The organism is Mesorhizobium shonense (genome assembly GCF_040545255.1).
Lineage (GTDB): Bacteria > Pseudomonadota > Alphaproteobacteria > Rhizobiales > Rhizobiaceae > Mesorhizobium > Mesorhizobium shonense.
This window is the reverse complement of sequence record NZ_JBEPLM010000003.1, coordinates 191454-211933: the sequence shown is the minus strand read 5'-3', so window position 1 is coordinate 211933 and position 20480 is coordinate 191454. Positions and strand designations below refer to the sequence as shown.

General features: G+C 63.8%; 22 protein-coding genes and 1 pseudogene. 12 read left to right on the top strand and 11 right to left on the bottom strand.

Annotation, left to right across the window (positions count from 1 at the left end; all coding sequences use genetic code 11):
* Positions 1 to 32: 32 nt before the first annotated feature.
* The 3 genes from ABID26_RS10410 (at position 33) to hflX (ending at position 2674) form a co-directional block, all read left to right on the top strand.
* Positions 33 to 896 (top strand): D-amino-acid transaminase, encoded by an 864-nt coding sequence (locus ABID26_RS10410; RefSeq protein ID WP_292302778.1) that lies wholly within the window; start codon positions 33 to 35, stop codon positions 894 to 896.
* A gap of 143 nt (positions 897 to 1039) precedes the next feature.
* On the top strand, positions 1040 to 1285 hold the full coding sequence (hfq, locus tag ABID26_RS10405) for an RNA chaperone Hfq (protein WP_006202172.1): 246 nt from the start codon (positions 1040 to 1042) through the stop codon (positions 1283 to 1285).
* Entirely contained in the window at positions 1286 to 2674 is a 1389-nt protein-coding gene (gene hflX, locus ABID26_RS10400) for a GTPase HflX (protein WP_126100300.1), read from the top strand.
* 8 nt (positions 2675 to 2682) lie between these two features.
* Here the strand turns inward: hflX and mazG are convergent, their stop codons facing one another.
* Together mazG and ABID26_RS10390 are read right to left on the bottom strand one after the other, a co-directional pair.
* On the bottom strand, positions 2683 to 3507 hold the full coding sequence (mazG, locus tag ABID26_RS10395) for a nucleoside triphosphate pyrophosphohydrolase (protein WP_292302779.1): 825 nt from the start codon (positions 3505 to 3507) through the stop codon (positions 2683 to 2685).
* Positions 3508 to 3585: 78 nt separating this feature from the next.
* Positions 3586 to 4770: an amino acid aminotransferase gene (locus ABID26_RS10390; protein ID WP_292302780.1), complete on the bottom strand. Its 1185-nt coding sequence runs from the start codon at positions 4768 to 4770 to the stop codon at positions 3586 to 3588.
* A gap of 173 nt (positions 4771 to 4943) precedes the next feature.
* Between ABID26_RS10390 and ABID26_RS10385 the strand changes: the two genes are divergently transcribed.
* The 5 genes from ABID26_RS10385 (at position 4944) to ABID26_RS10365 (ending at position 8457) form a co-directional block, all read left to right on the top strand.
* Positions 4944 to 5465 carry a sigma-70 family RNA polymerase sigma factor gene (locus tag ABID26_RS10385; RefSeq protein ID WP_292302781.1) on the top strand — a complete coding sequence of 174 codons (522 nt, stop codon included), beginning with the start codon at positions 4944 to 4946 and terminating at the stop codon, positions 5463 to 5465.
* Entirely contained in the window at positions 5462 to 6235 is a 774-nt protein-coding gene (locus tag ABID26_RS10380; protein WP_292344171.1) for an anti-sigma factor family protein, read from the top strand. Before ABID26_RS10385 ends, ABID26_RS10380 begins: the two co-directional genes overlap by 4 nt.
* Positions 6236 to 6259: 24 nt before the next feature.
* Complete coding sequence (locus ABID26_RS10375) at positions 6260 to 6976, top strand: Bax inhibitor-1/YccA family protein (protein WP_292302783.1); 717 nt, start codon at positions 6260 to 6262, stop codon at positions 6974 to 6976.
* A gap of 185 nt (positions 6977 to 7161) precedes the next feature.
* Positions 7162 to 8043: an aldose 1-epimerase family protein gene (locus ABID26_RS10370; RefSeq protein WP_292302784.1), complete on the top strand. Its 882-nt coding sequence runs from the start codon at positions 7162 to 7164 to the stop codon at positions 8041 to 8043.
* 3 nt (positions 8044 to 8046) lie between these two features.
* Positions 8047 to 8457, top strand: a complete 411-nt coding sequence (locus ABID26_RS10365; protein WP_292344172.1) for a hypothetical protein — start codon at positions 8047 to 8049, stop codon at positions 8455 to 8457.
* Positions 8458 to 8462: 5 nt separating this feature from the next.
* Here the strand turns inward: ABID26_RS10365 and ABID26_RS10360 are convergent, their stop codons facing one another.
* The gene (locus tag ABID26_RS10360; RefSeq protein WP_292302786.1) at positions 8463 to 8900 is read right to left on the bottom strand and encodes a class I SAM-dependent methyltransferase; all 438 of its coding nucleotides are present in this window, start codon (positions 8898 to 8900) and stop codon (positions 8463 to 8465) included.
* A gap of 123 nt (positions 8901 to 9023) precedes the next feature.
* On the opposite strand from ABID26_RS10360, the gene ABID26_RS10355 reads away from it, so the two are divergent.
* Positions 9024 to 9416, top strand: a complete 393-nt coding sequence (locus tag ABID26_RS10355) for a GFA family protein (RefSeq protein ID WP_292302787.1) — start codon at positions 9024 to 9026, stop codon at positions 9414 to 9416.
* Positions 9417 to 9439: 23 nt separating this feature from the next.
* On the opposite strand, the gene ABID26_RS10350 is transcribed toward ABID26_RS10355, so the two are convergent.
* Positions 9440 to 10957, bottom strand: coding sequence for a winged helix-turn-helix domain-containing tetratricopeptide repeat protein (locus ABID26_RS10350; RefSeq protein WP_292302788.1), 1518 nt, complete (start codon positions 10955 to 10957; stop codon positions 9440 to 9442).
* Positions 10958 to 11083: 126 nt separating this feature from the next.
* On the opposite strand from ABID26_RS10350, the gene ABID26_RS10345 reads away from it, so the two are divergent.
* The gene (locus tag ABID26_RS10345; RefSeq protein ID WP_126100309.1) at positions 11084 to 11335 is read left to right on the top strand and encodes a DUF1127 domain-containing protein; all 252 of its coding nucleotides are present in this window, start codon (positions 11084 to 11086) and stop codon (positions 11333 to 11335) included.
* Between the two features lie 159 nt (positions 11336 to 11494).
* Here ABID26_RS10345 and ABID26_RS10340 read toward each other — a convergent pair.
* Positions 11495 to 11725 (bottom strand): annotated as a pseudogene (locus ABID26_RS10340) (arginase family protein); the annotation flags it as partial.
* A gap of 220 nt (positions 11726 to 11945) precedes the next feature.
* On the opposite strand from ABID26_RS10340, the gene ABID26_RS10335 reads away from it, so the two are divergent.
* Positions 11946 to 12833: a PhzF family phenazine biosynthesis protein gene (locus ABID26_RS10335; protein ID WP_126100310.1), complete on the top strand. Its 888-nt coding sequence runs from the start codon at positions 11946 to 11948 to the stop codon at positions 12831 to 12833.
* Between the two features lie 654 nt (positions 12834 to 13487).
* A complete protein-coding gene (locus ABID26_RS10330; protein WP_126100311.1) occupies positions 13488 to 14147 on the top strand; it encodes a glutathione S-transferase family protein in 660 nt (219 codons plus the stop codon).
* 44 nt (positions 14148 to 14191) lie between these two features.
* Here ABID26_RS10330 and ABID26_RS10325 read toward each other — a convergent pair whose 3' ends face one another.
* From ABID26_RS10325 to ABID26_RS10300, 6 genes are all read right to left on the bottom strand, one after another.
* Entirely contained in the window at positions 14192 to 15013 is an 822-nt protein-coding gene (locus ABID26_RS10325) for an MBL fold metallo-hydrolase (RefSeq protein WP_292344174.1), read from the bottom strand.
* 3 nt (positions 15014 to 15016) lie between these two features.
* Entirely contained in the window at positions 15017 to 15811 is a 795-nt protein-coding gene (locus tag ABID26_RS10320; RefSeq protein WP_292344175.1) for a TatD family hydrolase, read from the bottom strand.
* Complete coding sequence (gene metG, locus ABID26_RS10315; protein ID WP_292344176.1) at positions 15811 to 17361, bottom strand: methionine--tRNA ligase; 1551 nt, start codon at positions 17359 to 17361, stop codon at positions 15811 to 15813. The genes ABID26_RS10320 and metG overlap by 1 nt, the downstream gene beginning before the upstream one ends.
* Before the next feature lie 134 nt (positions 17362 to 17495).
* Positions 17496 to 18551: a DNA polymerase III subunit delta' gene (locus tag ABID26_RS10310; RefSeq protein WP_292374516.1), complete on the bottom strand. Its 1056-nt coding sequence runs from the start codon at positions 18549 to 18551 to the stop codon at positions 17496 to 17498.
* Positions 18548 to 19222: a dTMP kinase gene (gene tmk, locus ABID26_RS10305; RefSeq protein WP_292338780.1), complete on the bottom strand. Its 675-nt coding sequence runs from the start codon at positions 19220 to 19222 to the stop codon at positions 18548 to 18550. The genes ABID26_RS10310 and tmk overlap by 4 nt, the downstream gene beginning before the upstream one ends.
* A gap of 72 nt (positions 19223 to 19294) precedes the next feature.
* Positions 19295 to 20473 (bottom strand): D-alanyl-D-alanine carboxypeptidase family protein, encoded by a 1179-nt coding sequence (locus tag ABID26_RS10300; protein WP_292344178.1) that lies wholly within the window; start codon positions 20471 to 20473, stop codon positions 19295 to 19297.
* Positions 20474 to 20480 lie beyond the last annotated feature (7 nt).

Sequence of the window (20480 nt, the reverse complement as noted above, 5' to 3'; positions counted from 1 at the left end):
AAGAAAGCCGGACATTTCCCCTGAGGTGTTCCATGCCGCGCATTGCCTATGTCAACGGGCGTTACGTCGCCCATGCCCAAGCCCGTGTTCATATCGAGGATCGGGGCTACCAGTTCGCCGACGGCGTCTATGAGGTATGCGAGGTGGCGCGCGGCTTTATCGTCGACATGCCGCGCCATCTTGCCCGGCTCAAGCGCTCGTTGAAGGAGTTGTCGATTGCCTGGCCGGTCTCGGAAGGCGTCCTGCCGATGCTGCTGCGCGAGGTGGTTCGCCGCAACCATGTCGTCAACGGCCTCGTCTATGTCCAGGTGACGCGCGGCGTCGCCAGTCGCGAATTCGTCTTCCCGGCAGCCGGCACCAGGTCAGCCCTGGTGATAACCGCCCGGAAAGCCGATCCCGCTGCCGCTGCCAAGCGGGTCGAGACCGGCATCAAGGTCGTCACCGTGCCTGAGAATCGCTGGGACCGCGTCGACATCAAGAGCACCGGCCTTTTGCCCAATGTGCTGGCCAAGCAGAAGGCCAAGGAAGCCGGCGCCCAGGAGGCCTGGTTCGTCGACATTGATGGCACAGTCAAGGAAGGTGGTTCGTCCAACGCCTGGATCATCACCAGGGACGGCGTTCTGGTGACGCGGCCAGCCGAGCACGGCATTCTGCGCGGCATCACCCGCACGACACTGTTCGATGTCGCCGCCAAGCTCGGTCTGAAGATCGAGGAACGCGGGTTTTCGGTCGCCGAAGCCAAGGCCGCGCGCGAGGCTTTCATCAGCTCCGCGACGACGATCGCCATGCCGGTGGTCGAGATCGACGGCGCGCCGATCGCAAACGGCCACCCCGGCTCCATGACACTTTCGTTGCGGCAGGCATTTTTTGACATTGCGGAAAAAAGTCCAGCCTGATAACCGCAAAGGTGGAATGAACCTCAACTATCTCGTTCTGCTTGTCGTTTAGACGGCAAGAGGGGGTTTGCGCGCTTGACAGGTGCCGCGTAATTTGGCGCATTGGCCCGCAGACCGAAGGGGATCGGCGAAAGACAAAAACAATGGCGGAACGATCGCAAAACCTTCAGGACCTGTTCCTGAATTCAGTTCGCAAGAGCAAAAATCCACTTACCATCTTCCTCATCAACGGCGTGAAGCTGACCGGCGTCGTCACTTCGTTCGACAATTTCTGTGTGTTGTTGCGGCGCGACGGGCATTCCCAGCTCGTCTACAAGCACGCCATTTCCACGATCATGCCGAGCCAGCCGGTTCAGATGTTCGATGGCGAGGAAAGCCAGGGCGCCTGATTGGTACGTGAGAAGGACGCGGACCGCAGCGTTCGCGGAAAACAAGGACATCAGCTCGGGCCGGAAGCCAAGGATCCGACCCGGGCGGTTGTCATTGTGCCGGTGCTTACGCGTCAGCCGCGCGGCGACGATGATTCGAGCCGCCCGCGCTTGAGCCGCTCGGCCGATGCCCGCCACGACGAGGCGGTCGGCCTTGCCAGCGCCATCGATCTCAATCCGGTCCACACGGCTGTGGTCACGGTCACTGACCCGCGCCCGGCAACGCTGCTCGGCAGCGGCAAGGTGGCGGAGTTCGCCGACATCGTGAAGGAGCGCAAGGCGGAACTTGTCATCGTCGACCATCCGCTGACGCCGGTGCAGCAACGCAATCTGGAAAAAGAACTGAACGCCAAGGTGCTCGACCGCACTGGGCTGATTCTCGAAATCTTCGGCGAGCGCGCCAGGACCAAGGAAGGTACCCTTCAGGTCGAGCTGGCGCATCTCAACTACCAGAAGGGCCGGCTGGTGCGCAGTTGGACCCACCTCGAACGGCAGCGCGGCGGTGCCGGTTTTCTCGGCGGTCCCGGCGAAACGCAGATCGAATCGGACCGGCGCATCCTGCAGGACAAGATCACTAAGCTGAAGCACGAGCTGGAAACGGTTCGCCGCACACGCGACCTGCACCGGGCCAAGCGCAAGAAGGTGCCATTCCCGGTTGTAGCAATTGTCGGCTACACCAATGCCGGAAAATCGACGCTATTCAACCGTATGACCGGGGCAGGGGTATTGGCCGAGGACATGCTGTTCGCCACGCTCGACCCGACGCTGCGCCGCGTCCGGCTGCCGCATGGCACGCCGATCATCCTGTCCGACACGGTCGGTTTCATCTCGGACCTGCCGACGCATCTCGTTGCGGCCTTCCGGGCGACGCTGGAAGAGGTCGTCGAGGCCGATCTCGTGCTGCACCTGCGCGACATTTCCGATCCGGACACGGCGGCGCAGGCGGAAGATGTCGAGCGCATCCTTGGCGATCTCGGCGTCGATGCCGCCGACACCGGCCGCGTGATCGAAGTGTGGAACAAGATCGACCTGCTCGACGAAGGCAATCGCGAGCGCCTGCTTGCCGAGAGCGCCGGCGGCAAGGCGCCGCCGGTCGCGATATCGGCGGCGACCGGCGAGGGGATCGATGCGCTGAAGGCGCTTATCGAGACCCGGGTGTCGGGCGAGTTGGAAACCATGACTGTCACGCTGAGCCCGGCCCAGCTCGGCCAGGTCGACTGGCTCTATCGCAACGGCGACGTCGTCTCGCGGGCCGACAATGAGGATGGCAGCGTCACCCTCTCGTTGACGGCGACACACAGCACCCGGCAAGAGATCCAGAGCCGGCTGCACCGCAGGAATCACGGCTAAGTCACGGGTTATTTTGCGCTTTTGGCCTGCTGCCAGAGCGCTTCCATCTCGTCCAGCGTCGCCTTTTCCAAAGAACTGCCGGAAGCCTCCAATGCCCGTTCGACATAATGGAATCGCGAGCGGAATTTTTCGTTGGTCCCGCTCAGCGCGGCTTCCGCATCGAGCTTGAGGTGGCGGCCGAGATTGACGACGGCAAACAGCATGTCGCCGAATTCGTCCTTGATGGGTGCCGCGTCACCCGTGGCCAGCGCCTCGCGCAGCTCGCCGATCTCTTCCTCTATTTTGTCGAGGATGGGTGCTGCCTCGCTCCAGTCGAAACCGACGCGGGCCGCCTTCTCCTGCAGCTTGAGCCCGCGGGTCAGGGCAGGGAGGGCAACCGGAACGCTGTCGAGAAAACCCTTGCCGTGATCTTCCGGATCGAGGCCGCGCGCGATGCGGGCGTTGCGCTTGTCGGCCTTCTCCGCCGCCTTGATCTTCTCCCACATGCCCTTGGCCATGCCGGCGCTGCGCGCCTTTTCGTCGCCGAAGACATGTGGATGGCGGCGGATCATCTTGGTGGTGATCGCTTTGACGACGTCGCCGAAAGCGAACTCGCCAGCCTCTTCGGCCATCTGCGCGTGGTAGACGACCTGCAGCAGAAGGTCGCCCAGTTCCTCGCGCAGATCGTCGAGATCGCCGCGCGCGATAGCGTCGGCGACCTCGTAAGCTTCCTCGATCGTGTAGGGCGCGATGGTGGAAAAATTCTGCTCGATGTCCCACGGGCAGCCGGTCTTCGGCGCCCTGAGCGCCGCCATGATCTCGATCAGCCGGGAAATGTCTTTCGAGGGTTTCATGCAACAAACCCTAACGCGCGTAGCGGCGGGCGACCAATCCCGCCGCCAGGCAAAAGCCTATTGTCCACAGTTGCACCTTCAGTCGAGCACGGAGACGATCGCCTTGGCGAGTTCGTCCATGCCGTCCTCCGGCAGTCCGGCCACGTTGATGCGGCTGTCGCCCACCATATAGACGGCGTGCTCGGTGCGCAGGCGCTCGACCTGTGCCTCCGTCAGCCCAAGCCTCGAAAACATGCCGCGATGGCTGGCGACGAAATCGAAGCGGTCGGAGTTGGACTGCCGGCGCAACGCCTCGGCGAAGGCGACGCGCAGCCTGAGCATGCGCAGCCGCATCTCTTCGAGCTCCGACTCCCAGTCTTTCTTCAGGCTTGCGTCTTCCAACACCATGCGAACCGCCGCCGCGCCATGGTCCGGTGGCATCGAATAGAGGGCGCGCGCCGCGGCCAGCATCTGGCTCATCGCCACATCCGCCTGCGCGCCGTCCTTGGTCATGATCATCGCGGCACCGACGCGGTCGCGATAGACGGCAAAATTCTTCGAGCAACTCGAGGCGACAACCATCTCCGGCACCTTTTCGGCGAGCAGCCGCAGTCCGGCGGCATCGGCGTCGAGGCCTTCGCCAAAGCCCTGATAGGCGATGTCGACGAAGGGCAGCAGGCCGCGCTCCACCAGGACGTCGGCCACCTTCGCCCATTGCGCAATATCGAGATTGGCGCCGGTCGGGTTGTGGCAGCAGCCATGCAGCAGCACGACATCGCCCCTGTTGGCGGTCTTGAGCGCTGCCAGCATGTCGTCGAAGCGGACGGCGCCGGAAGCGGCGTCAAAATAGGGATAGTCGCGCACCTGCAGGCCGGCTGCGCGCATCACCGGCAGATGATTCGGCCAGGTCGGGTCGGACAGCCAGACTGTCGCGCCGGGGCGTGTGCGCTGCAGAAGCTCGGCCACCAGCCGGAGCGCGCCCGATCCGCCCGGCGCTTGTGCAGCGCGGATACGCGAAAGATCGGCCTTGTCGCCGAAGGCAAGCTTGATCATCGCGGCGTTGAAGTCGGTATCGCCGGCAAGGCCTAGATAGGTCTTGGTGTCCTGGCTCGCGAGCAGCCGCTTCTCCGCCTCGCGCACAGCGCGCATCACCGGCGTCCTGCCGTCGCGGTCTTTATAGACGCCGACGCCAAGGTCGACCTTGCTTGGGCGCGTATCGGCGCGGTAGAGGCCGATCAGGGCGAGGATCTTGTCGGCGGGCGCGGGCTGCAGGGTTTCGAACATCGATCAGGCTCCAATGGCGGCGGAGTGATACGCAAATCGGCCACGCTTCGCCAGCGCTTTCCTTCCCGCAGCTGGCACCGGCTGCAAAGAGCGAGGGCTTGCCCCCGCAGAAAACTGCCTGTCGTCGGGATTAAAACCTTGCCCTGTTCCGTAAACAGGGCATGAAACGGTCGATGGCACGCTTCGATATCGTCGGGCAGCTAGGGTCACTGCGGCGCTACGCGCGCTCGCTGACGCGCGACAACGCCGATGCCGAGGATCTGGTCCACGACGCGCTGGTGCGCGCTTATGAGCGCCGCGCAACCTTTCGCACCGGCGGCAACCCGCGCGCCTGGCTGCTCGCGATCGTGCACAACATCTTCATCGACCGCATGCGCTCGCGCCGGTCGGAAGCGGCGCGCATCGAACAGGCCGGCCATCTCGCCGATCAGAGCGTACGGGCATCCCAGGACCATTCGGTGCGCTTGGCGCAGGTGCGCGAGGCCTTCCTGGCGCTGCCGGAAGAACAGCGTTCCGCCCTGCATCTCGTCGCAATCGAAGGCCTGAGCTATGCCGAGGCCGCCGAGGTCAGTGGCGTGCCGCTTGGAACCCTGATGTCCCGCATCGGCCGTGCGCGTGCGGCGCTGCGCGGGATGGAGGATGGCGCTCCCGCGCGCGGCAAAAATCGCTTGAGGATCGTGAGAGGTGAATCATGACCGCTATCGTCGATCCCGTGACTGACGCGGATATCGATGCCTATGTCGACGATCAGCTCGACGTCGCCCGCCGCATCGAGGTCGAAGCCTTTCTTTCCACGCGCCCGGAAGTGGCGGCGCGCGTGATGTCCGATCTCAGAACGCGCGACGAACTGCGCGTGGCGCTGGCCGGGCCAGGCGGCATGGCGCGCCCGGCAACGGCCGTGGCGGCGCGTCGGCTGGAGAGGGCGCTTGCCAGGGATCGTGTCTTTTCCGTGCTGCAACGCGCTGCGGCCGCTGCCGTGTTGGTGGCGGCAGGCTGGCTTGCGAACGGCATCTTCGGGCCGATCGCCGTCACCAAGGTGGTCGCCTCGACGCAGCCGCCCCCCTATGTCGAGGAAGCGGTGAGCGCACACCGGACGACGCTGGTGCGCGAGACGATGCCGTCGCAGCGGGAAGCGCCGGGCTACAAGGCCGATGAAATCCGCGCCGCGACCGCGATCGTCATGCCGTCATTGCCCGACGACTGGAAGATCCGCGACGTCCAGATCTATCCGTCGCGCTTCGGGCCGAGCGTCGAGATGGCGGTCGAGACGAAGGACCTCGGGCTGGTGTCGCTGTTTGCGATCAGGCCGGGCACGTTCGACGTGGTGAAGCCGACGGTCGCGCCCTCTGGCGATATTTCATCCGCCTATTTCCAGATCGGCGAGGTCGCTTACGCCGTCGTTGGACGAAGCGATGCCGGCGACCTCGACCGGGCCGCCGAAAAGCTGGCCCGGACGCTTTACTGAGACATCCAACCAAGGAGAACCCAAATGAACAGCCCCAATCTCGGATACCGAATGGGCACCGGCGCCCAGGCCGGAGCGGTCTATGACGAGGGCCTGCGCAAGCACATGCTGCGCGTTTACAACTATATGGGCCTCGGCCTTGTCGTTACCGGCCTTGTCGCCCTTTTCGTGGCCTCGACGCCGGCGCTCTATGTGCCTATCTTCTCCAGCCCGCTGAAATGGGTGGTGATGCTGGCACCGCTTGCCTTCGTCATGCTCTTCTCGTTCAAGATGCAGACGATGTCGGCGGCAAGCGCGCAGGCCATGTTCTGGGCCTTCTGCGCCGTCATGGGCCTGTCGCTTGCTTCCGTGTTCCTGGTCTTCACCGGCACCAGCATCGCGCGCACCTTCTTCATCGCAGCCACCATGTTCGGCGCCACCAGCCTCTACGGCTACACGACCAGGCGCGACCTGACGCAGTTCTCGTCCTTCCTGATCATGGGCCTGATCGGCGTGGTGATCGCCAGCCTGGTCAATCTGTTCCTCGGCTCGACCGCGCTGCAGTTCGCCATCTCGGTGATCGGCATCGCCGTCTTCATCGGCCTGACCGCCTGGGACACGCAGACGATCAAGGAGCAGTATGCCGAGAATTTCGATGCGGAATCGCAGCAGAAGCTCGCCGTCTTCGGCGCCTTCTCCCTCTATCTGAACTTCATCAACATCTTCCAGCTGCTGCTGAATTTCACCGGCGAGCGCGAATAGTCCGGACCGTAGCGGGCAACGCTGCTCACTTTGACGTGGCTGGAGGGAAACCTCCGGCCACTTTTTCATGCGAGACGACCATTCAGGCAAGAATAACCCGTGTGAAGCGCGGCATGCCTGCCGCTCTTGAGTTCGCGCAAAGCCATTTGCTAGCCTGCCGTCCACACAGCCAGCCGCGAGGATGCATGGAACAGGAAAGCTTCACTCTTCACGGCGAGGGCATTTCGGCGACCATCGTCGGGCAGGGCGCCGAACTCGTATCGCTCCGCGATGCCGAGGGCACAGAATTGTTGTGGCAGGCAGGCCCCGCCTGGCGGCGTCATTCTCCGGTGCTGTTTCCGATCGTCGGCCGGCTCAAGGGCGACCAGTTGCGCCATCGCGGCCAAAACTATCCGATGACGCAGCACGGTTTCGCCCGCGACAGGCGTTTTGACTGGGCGGAGCAGGGGCCTTCCTCCTGCACCCTGGTCCTGACCGACGATGCAGACAGCCGCATCCATTACCCTTTCGCTTTCCGGCTGGCGATAAGTTACAGCCTCGAACCCCGTCAGCTTGGCGTGACCTTCGAGGTTGGCAACACAGGCGACGAGGTATTGCCGGCCTCGATCGGCGCTCACCCGGCCTTCAACTGGCCGCTGCTGCCGGAACTGCCCAAGGAAGCCTACCGGCTGACCTTTGCCGACAATGAGCCGGCGCCGATCCGCCGCCTGAAAGACGGGCTCATGCTGCCACAGCCGCAACCCACGCCGATCGAAGGCAAGACGCTCACGCTCTCCGAGCGGCTGTTCGATGATGACGCCGTCATTCTGGACCGGCCGGCCAGCGCCAGCGTACGCTATGCCGCCGAGCACGGGCCAGCGATCGAAATGTCGTGGCAGGGATTCAACGAGCTGGGCGTCTGGTCCAAGCCGGGCGGCGCGCCGTTCCTGTGCATCGAGCCATGGCACGGCGTCGCAAGCCCGGTCGATTTTGACGGCGAATTTGCCGAAAAGCCGGGCGTGATGCTGATCGAGCCTGGCGCGAAGCGCACGCTGACCTACCGGATCGCCATCGGCCGGGGGCCGTAAGGCATGGCCTTTGCGATCAAGGCCGAGGTCAAGGATCCGCAGGCGCAGACGTTTTCATTCACCGCGCAGAAAACCATGTATGGCGGCAAGCATATCGCCGATGGCGACGCGATCTTCGTGTTCGCCAGCGAGAACGAAGGCGGGCAGGGGCTCGTCGCATGTGGCATCGTCACGTCGTCCGAGGCCGTTCCCAGGAGACTTGACCTCGAACGGCAGACGCCGCGCGTCAGCGTTTCGATCCGCCGCACCGCGCTGGCCGCGCGGCGATTGGGCCGTGACGAGCTGAAGCGTTTCAAGGACTGGAAGGATGGTCGGCCCGAGACCGAGCTGAACTTCAAATTCTACCGCCAGGCGACGAACAAGATCGTCGCCATCTCAGGCGAGACTGCGGCGTTTCTCGATACCTATTTTTGATGGGCTCAGGCCAGGCGATCCAAATCGATTTCCTTCAAGGGGTCTCCGGCGTCGATGAAGAGCCTGCCGCCTGGCTTCAAAGCAGCCTTGACGCGCATCAGTGCCGCCAGGCCAGCCTCGGGATGACGCCCGTCGAGCGCGCCGACCCGCATGGCAAAGGCGACATCGAAGAGGGCGTCGCCGGAACTCAATACGAAATCTTCGATAGCCGCGTGCCTGAAATCGAGGTGGCCCAAGGCGATCTCAGCGGCCGACCCCGTGCGCGCCAATCGGATTGCCTTCTCCGAACGGTCGATCGCCAGAACGAAGCCATGGCCGACACGGCGAGCGACAGCACGGGCGGCAACGCCGGGACCGCAACCGATCTCCAGGACGCGAAGTCCGGGCTTCAATGGGAGAGCTTCGACGAAAGCGGATATCCGCTCGGAGATTCCGGCAGCCATGAGATAAGTTATGCAATTCGGCTTGTGAGTCACGCAAGCGAGACGGCGTTGTCGCAGCTTTCATGGACGCCCCGGCGAGTTCGCTGCTAACGTTCCACCGCACGGCTTTAGAGGAGACGCAACATGGACCAATTCACCGGCGGCTGCCTATGTGGCAACGTCCGGCTTGTGGCGTCGGGCCGCCCTTACCGGGTCGGCATCTGTCACTGTCTCGACTGCCGCAAGCACCATGGCGCGCTTTTTTATGCGGCGGCGATATTCCCTCAGGATGCGGTGACGATCGATGGCGAAACACGCGATTACGCCGGGCGGTTTTTCTGTCCGCGCTGCGGCTCGTCCGTTTTCGCGCGCACCGCGGACGAAATCGAAGTGCACCTCGGCTCCCTGGATGCTCCCGATCAGCTGAAGCCGACCTATGAAAGCTGGATTATCCGTCGCGAGTCATGGCTGCCGCCGTTTCCGGTCGCGAAGCGGTACCAGCGCGATCGGGACGCGGCGAGCCGCTTCGAGGAGTAGGTCGTACCATTCACGCGGGCGCATCACTCCGGAAGACCAGCCTTGCGAAAACCATCGACGGAATGCTCGAGCGTGGCATCGTCCCGAAACGGCTCGGTCCAGACCCAGTGGCTGGTCGTGAAATGCGGATTGGCCACGAGGAACAATTCGACCTCTGCGCGGGCTTCGTCCAACCGCCCGAGTTGCGCAAGGCTCGCCGCCAGGAAGCGGCGTGAGCTGGTTCGATAGGTCTCGTCCCGGCGCAGCGTTTCGACGGCGGCCTCGTAGTCGCGCGCCGCATATTGCGCCGCGCCGAGCGTCAGATAGTACCAACTCGGTGGAAACGGGTTCAGCCGGAACGCCTTGCGGATGTGCTCGAGGCCTTCCTCGATCCGCCCGGCTAGGACCTCAATATCCGACAATGTCGCCCAGGCGTCGGCCTCGTTCGGGTCGAGCTCGAATGCCTTGGCGAATTCGGCATCCGCCTCGTCGAAGCGACGCTCATAGGCAAGCAGGTTGGCAAGCACCCAGCGGCAGCCGGCGTCGTTGGGGTCGATCGCCACAGCCTTGCGGGCCAGCTCCAAGGCAAGGCTACGGTTGGGTTCGATGGGTTCCCCCCAATGCACCCATCCCATCCAGTGGTTCATGGCGAGCCAGCGATAGGCCTCGGCGTATCCCGGATCGAGCGAAAGCGCGCGCGTGAGCATCAGATGCGCTTCCCGCGCCGTCTGCGGCGAGTCGTCGATCAGCTTGCGCGCCCGCACGCAGAGATCGTAGGCCTCGAGATTCTTCGGCCGGTTACGCGGCGGCGGTGTGCGCAGCCGGCCGAGCAGCGCCTCCACGATCTTGGCCGTCACCTCGTCCTGAACGGCGAAGATATCTTCCAGGCTGCGATCGAAGCGTTCCGCCCACAAATGCTCGCCGTTCACCGCATCGACCAGCTGGGCGTTGATGCGCACGCGCCCCGCGGCGCGCCGTGCGCTTCCCTCCAGAAGGTAGCGCACGCCAAGTTCCCGTGCGATATCGCGCACATCCATCGCCTTTCCCTTGTAGGCAAAGGCCGAGTTGCGGGCTATGACGAACAGGCCGGAAATCCTGGAGAGGTCGGTGGTCAGGTCTTCGGCCAGCCCATCCGCGAAGGAGTCCTGCTCGGGATCGTTGCTTAGATTGACGAAGGGCAGCACGGCTACCGACGGCTTGTCGGGCAGCGGCAAGGGCTTTCGCACCGCGCCGCCGAGCTGTTCGATGGCTCCCGTGAAGCGGTAGCCGACGCGCGGAACGGTAGCGATCCATTCACCGCCGTCCGCGGCCGGACCAAGCAGCTTCCTGAGCTGCGCGATCTGGACGGTGAGGTTGCCTTCCTCGACAGCCGTGCCTGGCCAAGCTGCATCCATCAACTCGGTCTTGGTCAGGATTTCGCCAGGGCGTTCGACGAGCGCGCCAAGCAGTTTTATCCCGCGATACCCAGCGGAGACGGGGACATCGTTCCGCAGAAGCGTTCCCGCAGCTGAATCAAGTACGTACGGGCCGAAGGCAAAGCGCGATCCCTGCATGCGCCGCATCTATAGCCGATTTGGAAGTTTTGAGAACTATTTGGACGGGCTTAATTACGACGCGGTTCGCATCCTGCAGAATTAAACCTCTTTCAGGTCGAAGGCCTCCGGGCACTCAACCATCAGGAGGTTGCCATGAACGATGTTTTTGCCTCGGCGCCGCATCAGGCAGTGTGCACGCGCACGGCCGCGAGGCCGGATGCGTCCCCCCGGCGCTACACTCTCGCGGCTCTGCGAAGCACCATCGCGAGTTGGCGCGAACAAACGCACTTTCGCTGGGAACTCAAGCGCATATCGAGGGACGATCCCCACCTGATCGACGATATCGGTTTGACGAGACGGCAGGTGGAAGAAGAGATCGCCAAGCTGCCTTTCTGGCAACGATAGGGCGAATGCTGAAAGGACACCGCGTCGCCATCGGCGCTGGCAGATTGGAGCTCGTCGAAAGTGCCTTAGGGTAGGGAGGTCACCTCCCGCATGATTCTCGAGGCGACCATCCGGATAGCCACGACAGGGAACCTTATCGGGCCGTCATGCTAAGCCGGGTTAACCCTGCCTCACGATGGTGCCGATGACATTGACGAGAAGCCGGGCCGCGGTCAGCGCCGACAGGCCGTCAATGTCGGCGGGAGGATAGAATTCGACGAGGTCGAACCCTGCGATCCTGGCCCGCTTGCCGAGGCTCGCGATCAGGTCGATCACCTGCCTGTAGGTGAGGCCGCCGGGCGTGCGCGCCGCCACGCCCGGCATGACGGAGGGGTCGAGGCTGTCGCAGTTGCACCGTGCCCTAATTGAGAGAAGATACGTTCTGCAATTGAGGGGACCGTCCGCCTTTGGTGCCGCTGGCAAACAGAGGGGTACGGCTGGCGCGCTTTATGCGGTCATGCTGCCGGCTACGATCACCAAAGGTGATCGGTCACATTCTATCGCTGCATTGGCTTTCAGCCGGCAGCGCTGGTAGAGATTGGCTGATCCTGATCCGCCTTCGGAGTCTGCCGTGCCCCGCTTTCCGTACGAGACTGTAGACGTCTTCACCGACCGCCCCTTCGGTGGCAATCCGCTGGCTGTCTTCACCGATGCGCGTGGGCTATCCGACGGGCAGATGCAGGCGCTGGCGGCGGAGATGAACTACAGCGAGACAACGTTCGTCCTGCCCGCCGACGATCCAGCCAATGATGTCCGTGTGCGCATCTTCCATCGCACGGCCGAGATGCCCTTTGCCGGCCATCCTAATGTCGGCACGGCGTGTGTGCTGGCGCGCCAGGGCCGCGACCGCGACGGCGTGCTGCGCTTCGAGCAGAAGGCTGGCCCCGTCGAGATCGCTGTGGAGCGCGATGCAGGAGGAGCCGTGACAGGGGCGGTTATCGCGGCGCCGCAGGCCTTGTCCCTAGGCATGGAGTTACCGGTCGACGAGATCGCCGCCTGCGCCGGGCTTTCCGTCCCCGATATCGTTACAGCGGCCCACAAGCCGGTGCACGCCTCAGTCGGCGTCAAGTTCGTGCTGACGCAGGTCGCGCCGGAAGCTCTTGCCGGAGCGACGCCCGATCTCACCGCTTTTCGCAAGCTCGTGCGGCTGCATGGCGAACTGGCCGGACGCTTGTCACTGTTCCTCTATGCGCGTGACGGCGATACGGTCCGAGCGCGGATGTTCGCACCGCTCGCGGGCACCTGGGAGGACCCGGCGACAGGCAGTGCCAGCGCCACGCTGGGCGCACTGCTGCTCTCGCTCGACGGCGACGACAAGGCCGCCTTCACCATCACTCAGGGCGTCGAGATGGGCCGGCCGAGCTTGCTCAAGGTGACGTCGTGGCGCGCCGAAGATGGCTATCACTCGCGCGTCGGCGGCAGTTGCACCCCGATGTTCCGGGGCGAGGCGCTGGTTTAGAGCCCCGATAGGGGATCAGGAACCCCACGCCTTTAGGCGGCAGGGATGAAGCGCCGTCCGCTTTGGATTGGCTCTCATGAAGCATACGAGCTCGGCAGTCACCAAGATTTGCGGCGCCACAAAGGTCAGAAACTGTGAGTATGGGGCTACGGGGGAGACTCCAACATAATGTGAGTTTGCGCCTAGTCCGCCCGCGGCGGACCGATCCGGCTTTGAGCCGTAACCGAAGCCACCGCCTTTAGGCGGTGGAGCATTCACAGAACCGAGTGCTCCAAGAGCGTCCCGCCACGACATCAAGCCGGAACCCGGGAAGGACTGCTTCTGGCGCAACTGCGCCGTTCGGGAACCGAACGTCATGGCGCTCAGGCTGATCCGATCCGTCGAGGCTGCTCGGGGTTGCGCACCTGGGCGGCTCAGCGGGTTGGGGTTCAGGCGCGGTTCGTCGTGTGACAGACTTCGGGATTCATATGGAAGAGGAAAAGATTCAGATGGAATTGGAATCGTCTCCACAGTCACGTCCGCAAGTCGCATAAGATAGATTATGGAACTTAGCTTCGCGATATCGATGTATTGAAATTCAAAACGAATGTCGGAACCGGGGACCCTTCCTCGTCTTGAACATGGACGCCGACATATATCGAATCGAGGGGTTTCATGATCACGCTTTATGGCTTCGGACGCGTTTATCCCGAGATGCTTGGCCACGGCCGCGATCTTCGCGCGCAATGGGCGCTTGAGGAAATCGGGTTGCCCTATCGATTTCATGCCCTCGACTTCATCGCCGGCGACCTTGATAGTCCGGCATACAGCCGGGTCAGCACCTTCCGTCAGGTCCCTGTGATCGACGACGATGGCGTCATCGTTGCCGAGTCAGGCGCGATTGTGCTCTATCTTGCCGAGAAGGCGGGCAAGCTAATTCCCGCCGACTTCGCCGGTCGCACCCAGGTCGTGCAATGGTGCTTTGCCGCGCTAACCACCGTCGAGCGGCCGCTGTCTCAGATCGATGGGATCGACGCAGGCATGGGCGGCGTGGGCGCCTTCGAGCGGCGAGCGGTGCTCGTCGAGGACGCGTGCCGATGGTTTGCCGGGTTGGAGCGCAGGCTCGAAGGCCGCGAGTGGATCGCCTGCGAGACGTTCACCGTTGCAGACATTCTGCTCGCCACCGCCTTGCGGCAAGTGGGCAAGACCGATCTTCTGGAACCCTACCCGCAGTTGAGCGCGTACTACGCAAGAGCTCTGGCGCGCCCCGCGTGGCAGCGTACGCGTAGCCTTTGCGCCGAACGCAGTGGCGTCCTCCTTGCGGACATCCCCTAAAATATCTCGTAATTGAGGCTGCAACGCCAACTGAGCAGTCGCCGCTATCGCTCTGACTCATAAGGAATTTCGATCGCCATGCCGTCATATGCAGGCACCACGTGCTCCGGCGTCTCGGCCATCACGACGGCGTAGTCGAGCGGCACATGCATATGCGTCAGCACGGCGCTTTTCGGCGACAGCTTCTCGATCCAGCCCAGTGCCTCGCCGAGCGACAGATGGCTCGGATGCGTGTTGTATTGCAGCGCGTCGATCACCAGCACCTCGAGGCTCCGCAGCCGTTCCGCGGTGGCTGCCGGGAAGTCGCTGATATCCGGGCAATATGCGACCCCGCCGACACGGAAACCCAGCGAGATGATGTCGCCATGGATCTGCGGCAGCGGCTCAAGGGCGAGGGGACCCCCCTCGCCTTCAACCACGACCGGCCTGGCATGGTCGATGAGATGCGGCTTCACGATCGGCGGATACGAGCTGCCCGGCGGCGTCTCGAAGCAATAGCCGAACGCCTGCCGCAGCCGTCCCATCGTCGGTTCGTCGGCATGGATATCGATGCGGTGCCGCTGCTCGTGCACATAGCCGCGCAGGTCGTCGATGCCGTGGATGTGGTCGGCATGCGGATGGGTATAGACAACGGCGTCGATGCGCTTGACCGAGGCGAGCAGCATCTGCTCGCGGAAATCCGGTCCGGTGTCGATGACCACCGTGGTGCGGGCGCCATTGGCAGCTATCCGCTCGACCAGGGCCGCCGTGCGCATGCGCCGGTTCCTCGGATTGCCTGGATCGCAATTGCCCCAGTCGCCGGTGATGCGCGGCGTGCCGGGCGATGAGCCGCAGCCGAGAATGGTGAGGCGCAGCCGGTCGGTCATGTCTCAGGTGGTCGCCACGTCTGGACGCGGCATCTTGGTGAACAGCCGAAAGACGTTTTCGGTGGTGATGTCGGCGATCTCCGTCTCGCTGACGCCGATGGTTTCGGCCAGCATCTTCGCCGTGTTCGCGACATAGGCGGGTTCGTTGCGCTTGCCGCGGAACGGGATCGGCGCAAGGTAGGGCGCGTCGGTCTCGACCAGTAGCCGGTCACGCGGCACGTCGGCGGCGACGGCGCGCAGCTCGGCCGAGTTCTTGAAGGTCAGGATACCCGAAAAAGAGACATAGCCGCCCAGCGCCACGCCGACCTCGGCCAGCCTGCGCCCGGACGAAAAACAGTGCAGAATGAAGGGGAAGGCGCCCTTCCCTGTCTCGTCCTCGAGGATCGCCGCCATGTCGTCGTCGGCGTCGCGCGAGTGGATGACCAGCGGCAGTCCGGTCCGGCGTGCTGCCGCGATGTGGATGCGAAACCCTTGTGCCTGCGCATCGCGCGGCGCGCGGTCGTAGAAATAGTCGAGCCCGGCCTCGCCGATCGCCACCACCTTGGGATGGCTGGAAAGCCGCACCAACTCGTCGGCGGTGACATCGAGTTCTTCCGCCGCCTGGTGCGGATGAGTGCCGACCGAACAGTAGACCTCATCGAAAGCTTCAGCGATTTCACGGATTTGTTGAAAGCGCTTCACCCGCGTCGAGATCGTCACCATGCGGCCAACCCCGGCGGCGAGAGCGCGGGCGACGATGGCCGCCCGCTCCTCGGCGAAGTCCGGAAAGTCGAGATGGCAGTGGCTGTCGACAAGCATCAGGCTTTGGTGTCCTGCTCGACGTAACGCGGAAACACGCCCTCAGGCGCCGGCAATGCTGCACCCGGTACGAGCGCATGCTCCGCGTGGACATGCGCGAAATTGCGCTTGTCCATGGGCACGGCCAGGAGATCGAGCAGCTTCGCGGCCGATCCCGGAATGAAAGGCTGGCAAAGCACCGTCACCCGCCGCACGACTTCGGCCGTCGTCCACAGCACCGTTTCCATGCGCTCGGGATCTGTCTTCCGCAACGCCCAGGGCTCCTGGGACGCGAAATAGCGATCGGCTTCGGCCACCACGCCGAAGATCGCCGCCAGCGCCAGATGGATGCCCTGCTCCGCCATAGCCCTGCGCGCCACGGCAAGCGCTTCAACCGCCTGGTCGAGGATAGCCGTATCGGCCTCGGCCAATTCGCCGCGCCTCGGCACCGCGCCGCCGCAGTTCTTGGCGATCATCGACAGCGAGCGCTGCGCCAGATTGCCCAGCCCGTTGGCGAGATCGGCATTGGTGCGGTTGACGATCGCTTCGTGGCTGTAGTTGCCGTCCTGGCCGAACGGCACCTCGCGCAGGAAGAAATAGCGCACCTGGTCGACGCCGTAATGCTCGACCATGGTGAATGGATCGATGACGTTGCCGACCGACTTCGACATCTTCTCGCCGCGGTTGAACAGAAAGCCGTGGCCGAAGACGCGCTTCGGCAGCGGGATTCCGGCCGACATCAGGAAGGCGGGCCAATAAATGGCGTGGAAGCGCACGATGTCCTTGCCGATGATGTGCGCGTCCGCAGGCCAGAAGCGCCATTTCTCAGCATTTTCATTGGGATAGCCGACGCCGGTGATGTAGTTGGTCAAGGCGTCGACCCACACATACATCACATGCTTCTCATCACCGGGAACGGGCACGCCCCAATCAAAGGTGGTGCGCGAGATCGACAGGTCCTTCAAGCCCGACTTGACGAACCTCATCACCTCGTTGCGGCGCTCGGCCGGGCCGATGAAATCAGGCTGGCCTTCGTAGAGCGCGACAAGCTTGTCCTGATAGGCCGAAAGCCGGAAGAAATAGCTCTCTTCCTCAACCCACTCGACCGGCGTTCCCTGCGGCCCGTAGCGGATATTGTCGGCCCGGACCTCGGTTTCCTCCTCACCGTAATAGGCTTCGTCGCGCACCGAATACCAGCCGGCATAACCGCCCTTGTAGATGTCGCCATTGGCGGCCATCGCCTTCCAGATCGCCTGCGAGGACGCGTAGTGCCGCTCTTCGGTGGTGCGGATGAAATCGTCGTTGGAAGCGTTGAGCGCGCTCGCCATGCGCTTGAACTCGGCCGCGTTGCGGTCGGCGAGCTCGCGCGGCGAAATCCCATCCTTGCGCGCCGTCTGCAGCATCTTGATGCCGTGCTCGTCGGTGCCGGTCAGGAAGAAGACGTCCTTGCCATCCAGCCGCTGGAAGCGAGCAAGCGCGTCGGTGGCGATCAGCTCGTAGGCATGGCCGATATGCGGCTTGCCGTTCGGGTAGGAGATCGCGGTCGTGATGTAGAATGTGTCGCGTGACATGAATGAACCGTCATGAATGTCTGAATGGAAGCCGTGGCGGTGGATATCCTATCGGCATGGCGATTGCCATCCCGATGCATGCCGCCCAAAAGTGGTCCCCGGTTTTGGGGCAATGGCATGCATCAAGAAAACCGTCACATTCGCATCGCAGACTTCAGGCGGTCGATCATGGTCAGGGCGTGCTGCTTCTTGTCGAGATTGTAAGTCTCAGCCTCAGATATCGTGTTCAGGGCCTCGTGCCAAGCCTCGGACAGCGTTTTGGCCCTGGCGAGATCGCCGGCTAAAGCCGCTTCGCTGGCCGCCGCCGACAAAAGATCGAGCGCGCGGCGGTTGAAGATATCGAACTGGATCGCCTGGTCCCGGCCGGCGACGGCTTCGGCCAGGCGGTGCGCGCCGGCAATGTCGGGCTTCGCCGCCGCCACCAGGGCATCGAGCGCGCCGGCGATCTCCAGCCCACCATATTGGGTAAGCAGGATCGCATTGCGGGCGCTGCCCCCTGCCCGCTCGGCCAGCGCCGCACGCGCCGCCGGATCTTCCGGCGGTGGCGGCTCGACATTTTCCAGCACGGCCATCAGCTCGTCAGGCGTAAGAGGCGTCAGCCGCACCATCTGGCAACGCGATCGGATCGTCGGCAGCAGGCTGCCCGGCGCATGCACGATGAGGATGAACAGGGTACGCGCCGGCGGCTCCTCGAGATTCTTGAGCAAGGCATTGGCGGCGTTGGTGTTCATGTCGTCGGCCGGGTCGACGATGACGACACGGTAGCTGCCGTCATGCGATGTCATCGACAGGAAGCGGCTGACCTTGCGGATCTCGTCGACGGTGAGCACCGTCTTGAAGCTCTTGGTCTTGTCATTGGCCGGACGGGTGAGATGCAGCACCGAAGGATGCGCGCCGGTGGCGATCTGTCGAAACAGCGGCGACGCCGGATCGGGCACGGTCAGTGCTTCGGGCGCGGCCTTGAAGTCCGGATATTTGAGAAGATGGTGGGCCAGGTGGAAGGCGAGCGTCGCCTTGCCGATGCCGTGCGGCCCGGCGAGGATCAGCGCATGCGGCAGCTTGCCGGCGCGGTAGGCGGCCGCAAGCATGGCTGCCGCCTGCGCATGGCCGATAAGCCGCGGCGTTTCCGATGGCTCGGGAACGCCGTCCAGCGTGTCGTGCTGTTCGGGAGCGATGCGTTCGAAGATCATGCCGGCGCCGTCTGCCTGCTTTGCGCCGGCATGCGCTTTTCCAGCACCGCGAACACGGCCGCGGTGACGACGTTTTCAACCGTTTCGGGGTCGGCCGTCGCATCGATCACAATGCAGCGATCCGGCTCTGCCTCGGCGATCGCCAAAAAGGCCTCGCGCCGGCGCCGGTGGACGGCGAGCGTCTCCTTCTCGAAACGGTCGGCGCTGTCGCCGGCGCCACGGCGTGCCGCCGCGCGCTTCAGACCTTCGGCCGGATCGATATCGAAGATCAGCGTCATGTCGGGAACCATGCCGTTGATGGCGACCGCCTCCAGCGCTTCCATGAAATCCGGGTCGAGCCCGCCGGTAACACCCTGATAGACGCGGGAGGAATCGATGAACCGGTCGCAGAGCACGATCGTGCCGCGTTCGACCGCCGGCCGGATCACCTGCTCGACATGGTCGGAGCGCGCGGCGGCGAACAGGATTGCTTCCATCTTGGGCCCGAACGGCTCGGCCGCGCCCGACAAAAGCACATGTCTCACCGCCTCGGCACCCGGCGAGCCGCCCGGCTCGCGCGTCACCAGAACCTCGTATCTCTTGGCGCGCATGCGCCGCGCCAGCCGCTCGATCTGCGTCGACTTGCCCGCTCCTTCGCCGCCTTCGAAGGTGATGAAAAATCCGCTCGCCAATCGAGAATGCCTTTGCCCGCGCTGGCCGCTGTCATAGCTGTCGTCCGACAAAAGGTCCACGCGCCTGCCCGATCACAAATGCTTCTGACGCAGCCAGCCGACAGCCAGTTCCTTGGCGGCGTCGAGCGCGCGCTGCGGCAGCGTACCCACTTTCACCGGCTCCGCGGCGAACAGCGGCGTTCGCTGGCTCAGCGTGTCGCCTATCCAAACGCGCAACTCCCCGACGGGTTGCCCCTCCTCCACCGGCGCCGCCACCGGACCTTCATAGACGATCCTGGCGGTCAGCTTGTCGCGATTGGCTATCGGCAAAAAGATGTCCACCGGACCCTTGGCTTTCAAGGCCACGCCGGATTTGGCGCCGCCAAAAACCTGGGCTTCGCCGACCACCTCGTCCTTGGCGAAGATCTCCGTCTTCTGGAATGACCGCGACCCCCAGTCGAGCAGCTTGCGGGCCTCCTCGGCACGTTCGCGATCGCTGGCCAGGCCGCTCAGGGCCGCGATCACGCGGATGCCGTTGTGGCTGACCGTGCCGACGATGCCGAAGCCGGCGGATTCGCTTGCCCCGGCTACGAAGCCGTCGGCATCGATGCCCATAGCCAGCAGCGGGTTGCGGTTCCTCTGGGAGATCTTGTTCCAGGTGAAATCCGGCTGGCCGTAATAGTGGAAGAACTCCGGATAGTCGCGCCAGATATGCAACGCCAGCATCGTCAACTCGCGTACTGTGGTCTGCTGGCCATCAGCCGGCAGTCCGGTCGAGTTGACGAAGGTCGATTTCGAGAGGCCTATCTCTCGGGCACGATCGGTCATCTGCGCGGCGAAATTCGCCTCCGAGCCCGCCATGCCTTCGGCGAGCACGATGCAGCCGTCATTGGCGGCCTGCACCGTCACGCCCTGGATCAGATCTTCGACGCGGACCGCCGATTTGAGCTTGGCGAACATGGTCGAGGTCCCGGACGGCGCACCGCCCGTGCGCCAGGCGTTTTCGCTGACCACGAAAGTGTCGTCGAGCGTCATCCGCTTCGCCTTGATGGCGTTGAACACCACTTCCATCGTCATCAGCTTGGCCATCGAGGCCGGCGGGATCGACTTGTCGGCATCCTTGGCGAACAGCACGGTGCCGGTATCGGCGTCGATCATGAAGGCCTGGGCCGCCTTGGTCTCGAAAAGCTGCGCGCTCGCCGGAACGGCGCAAAGCAGCACCAGCACCAATCCCAGAAGTGCGGCGAAAGGCGGAAGAGCACGGAACAGCATGAAATAT

Excerpts from the sequence above, each read along its gene's own strand:
- ABID26_RS10345 (WP_126100309.1), top strand. The coding sequence starts at position 11,084 with ATGAACGATGTTTTTGCCTCGGCGCCGCATCAGGCAGTGTGCACGCGC.
- ABID26_RS10355 (WP_292302787.1), top strand. The coding sequence starts at position 9,024 with ATGGACCAATTCACCGGCGGCTGCCTATGTGGCAACGTCCGGCTTGTG.
- ABID26_RS10370 (WP_292302784.1), top strand. The coding sequence starts at position 7,162 with ATGGAACAGGAAAGCTTCACTCTTCACGGCGAGGGCATTTCGGCGACC.
- ABID26_RS10375 (WP_292302783.1), top strand. The coding sequence starts at position 6,260 with ATGAACAGCCCCAATCTCGGATACCGAATGGGCACCGGCGCCCAGGCC.
- ABID26_RS10320 (WP_292344175.1), bottom strand. The coding sequence starts at position 15,811 with ATGCTTGTCGACAGCCACTGCCATCTCGACTTTCCGGACTTCGCCGAG.
- ABID26_RS10325 (WP_292344174.1), bottom strand. The coding sequence starts at position 15,013 with ATGACCGACCGGCTGCGCCTCACCATTCTCGGCTGCGGCTCATCGCCC.
- ABID26_RS10380 (WP_292344171.1), top strand. The coding sequence starts at position 5,462 with ATGACCGCTATCGTCGATCCCGTGACTGACGCGGATATCGATGCCTAT.
- ABID26_RS10360 (WP_292302786.1), bottom strand. The coding sequence starts at position 8,900 with ATGGCTGCCGGAATCTCCGAGCGGATATCCGCTTTCGTCGAAGCTCTC.
- ABID26_RS10410 (WP_292302778.1), top strand. The coding sequence starts at position 33 with ATGCCGCGCATTGCCTATGTCAACGGGCGTTACGTCGCCCATGCCCAA.
- hfq (WP_006202172.1), top strand. The coding sequence starts at position 1,040 with ATGGCGGAACGATCGCAAAACCTTCAGGACCTGTTCCTGAATTCAGTT.
- mazG (WP_292302779.1), bottom strand. The coding sequence starts at position 3,507 with ATGAAACCCTCGAAAGACATTTCCCGGCTGATCGAGATCATGGCGGCG.
- ABID26_RS10330 (WP_126100311.1), top strand. The coding sequence starts at position 13,488 with ATGATCACGCTTTATGGCTTCGGACGCGTTTATCCCGAGATGCTTGGC.
- ABID26_RS10385 (WP_292302781.1), top strand. The coding sequence starts at position 4,944 with ATGGCACGCTTCGATATCGTCGGGCAGCTAGGGTCACTGCGGCGCTAC.
- ABID26_RS10365 (WP_292344172.1), top strand. The coding sequence starts at position 8,047 with ATGGCCTTTGCGATCAAGGCCGAGGTCAAGGATCCGCAGGCGCAGACG.
- ABID26_RS10390 (WP_292302780.1), bottom strand. The coding sequence starts at position 4,770 with ATGTTCGAAACCCTGCAGCCCGCGCCCGCCGACAAGATCCTCGCCCTG.
- ABID26_RS10300 (WP_292344178.1), bottom strand. The coding sequence starts at position 20,473 with ATGCTGTTCCGTGCTCTTCCGCCTTTCGCCGCACTTCTGGGATTGGTG.
- ABID26_RS10310 (WP_292374516.1), bottom strand. The coding sequence starts at position 18,551 with ATGATCTTCGAACGCATCGCTCCCGAACAGCACGACACGCTGGACGGC.
- ABID26_RS10350 (WP_292302788.1), bottom strand. The coding sequence starts at position 10,957 with ATGCGGCGCATGCAGGGATCGCGCTTTGCCTTCGGCCCGTACGTACTT.
- metG (WP_292344176.1), bottom strand. The coding sequence starts at position 17,361 with ATGTCACGCGACACATTCTACATCACGACCGCGATCTCCTACCCGAAC.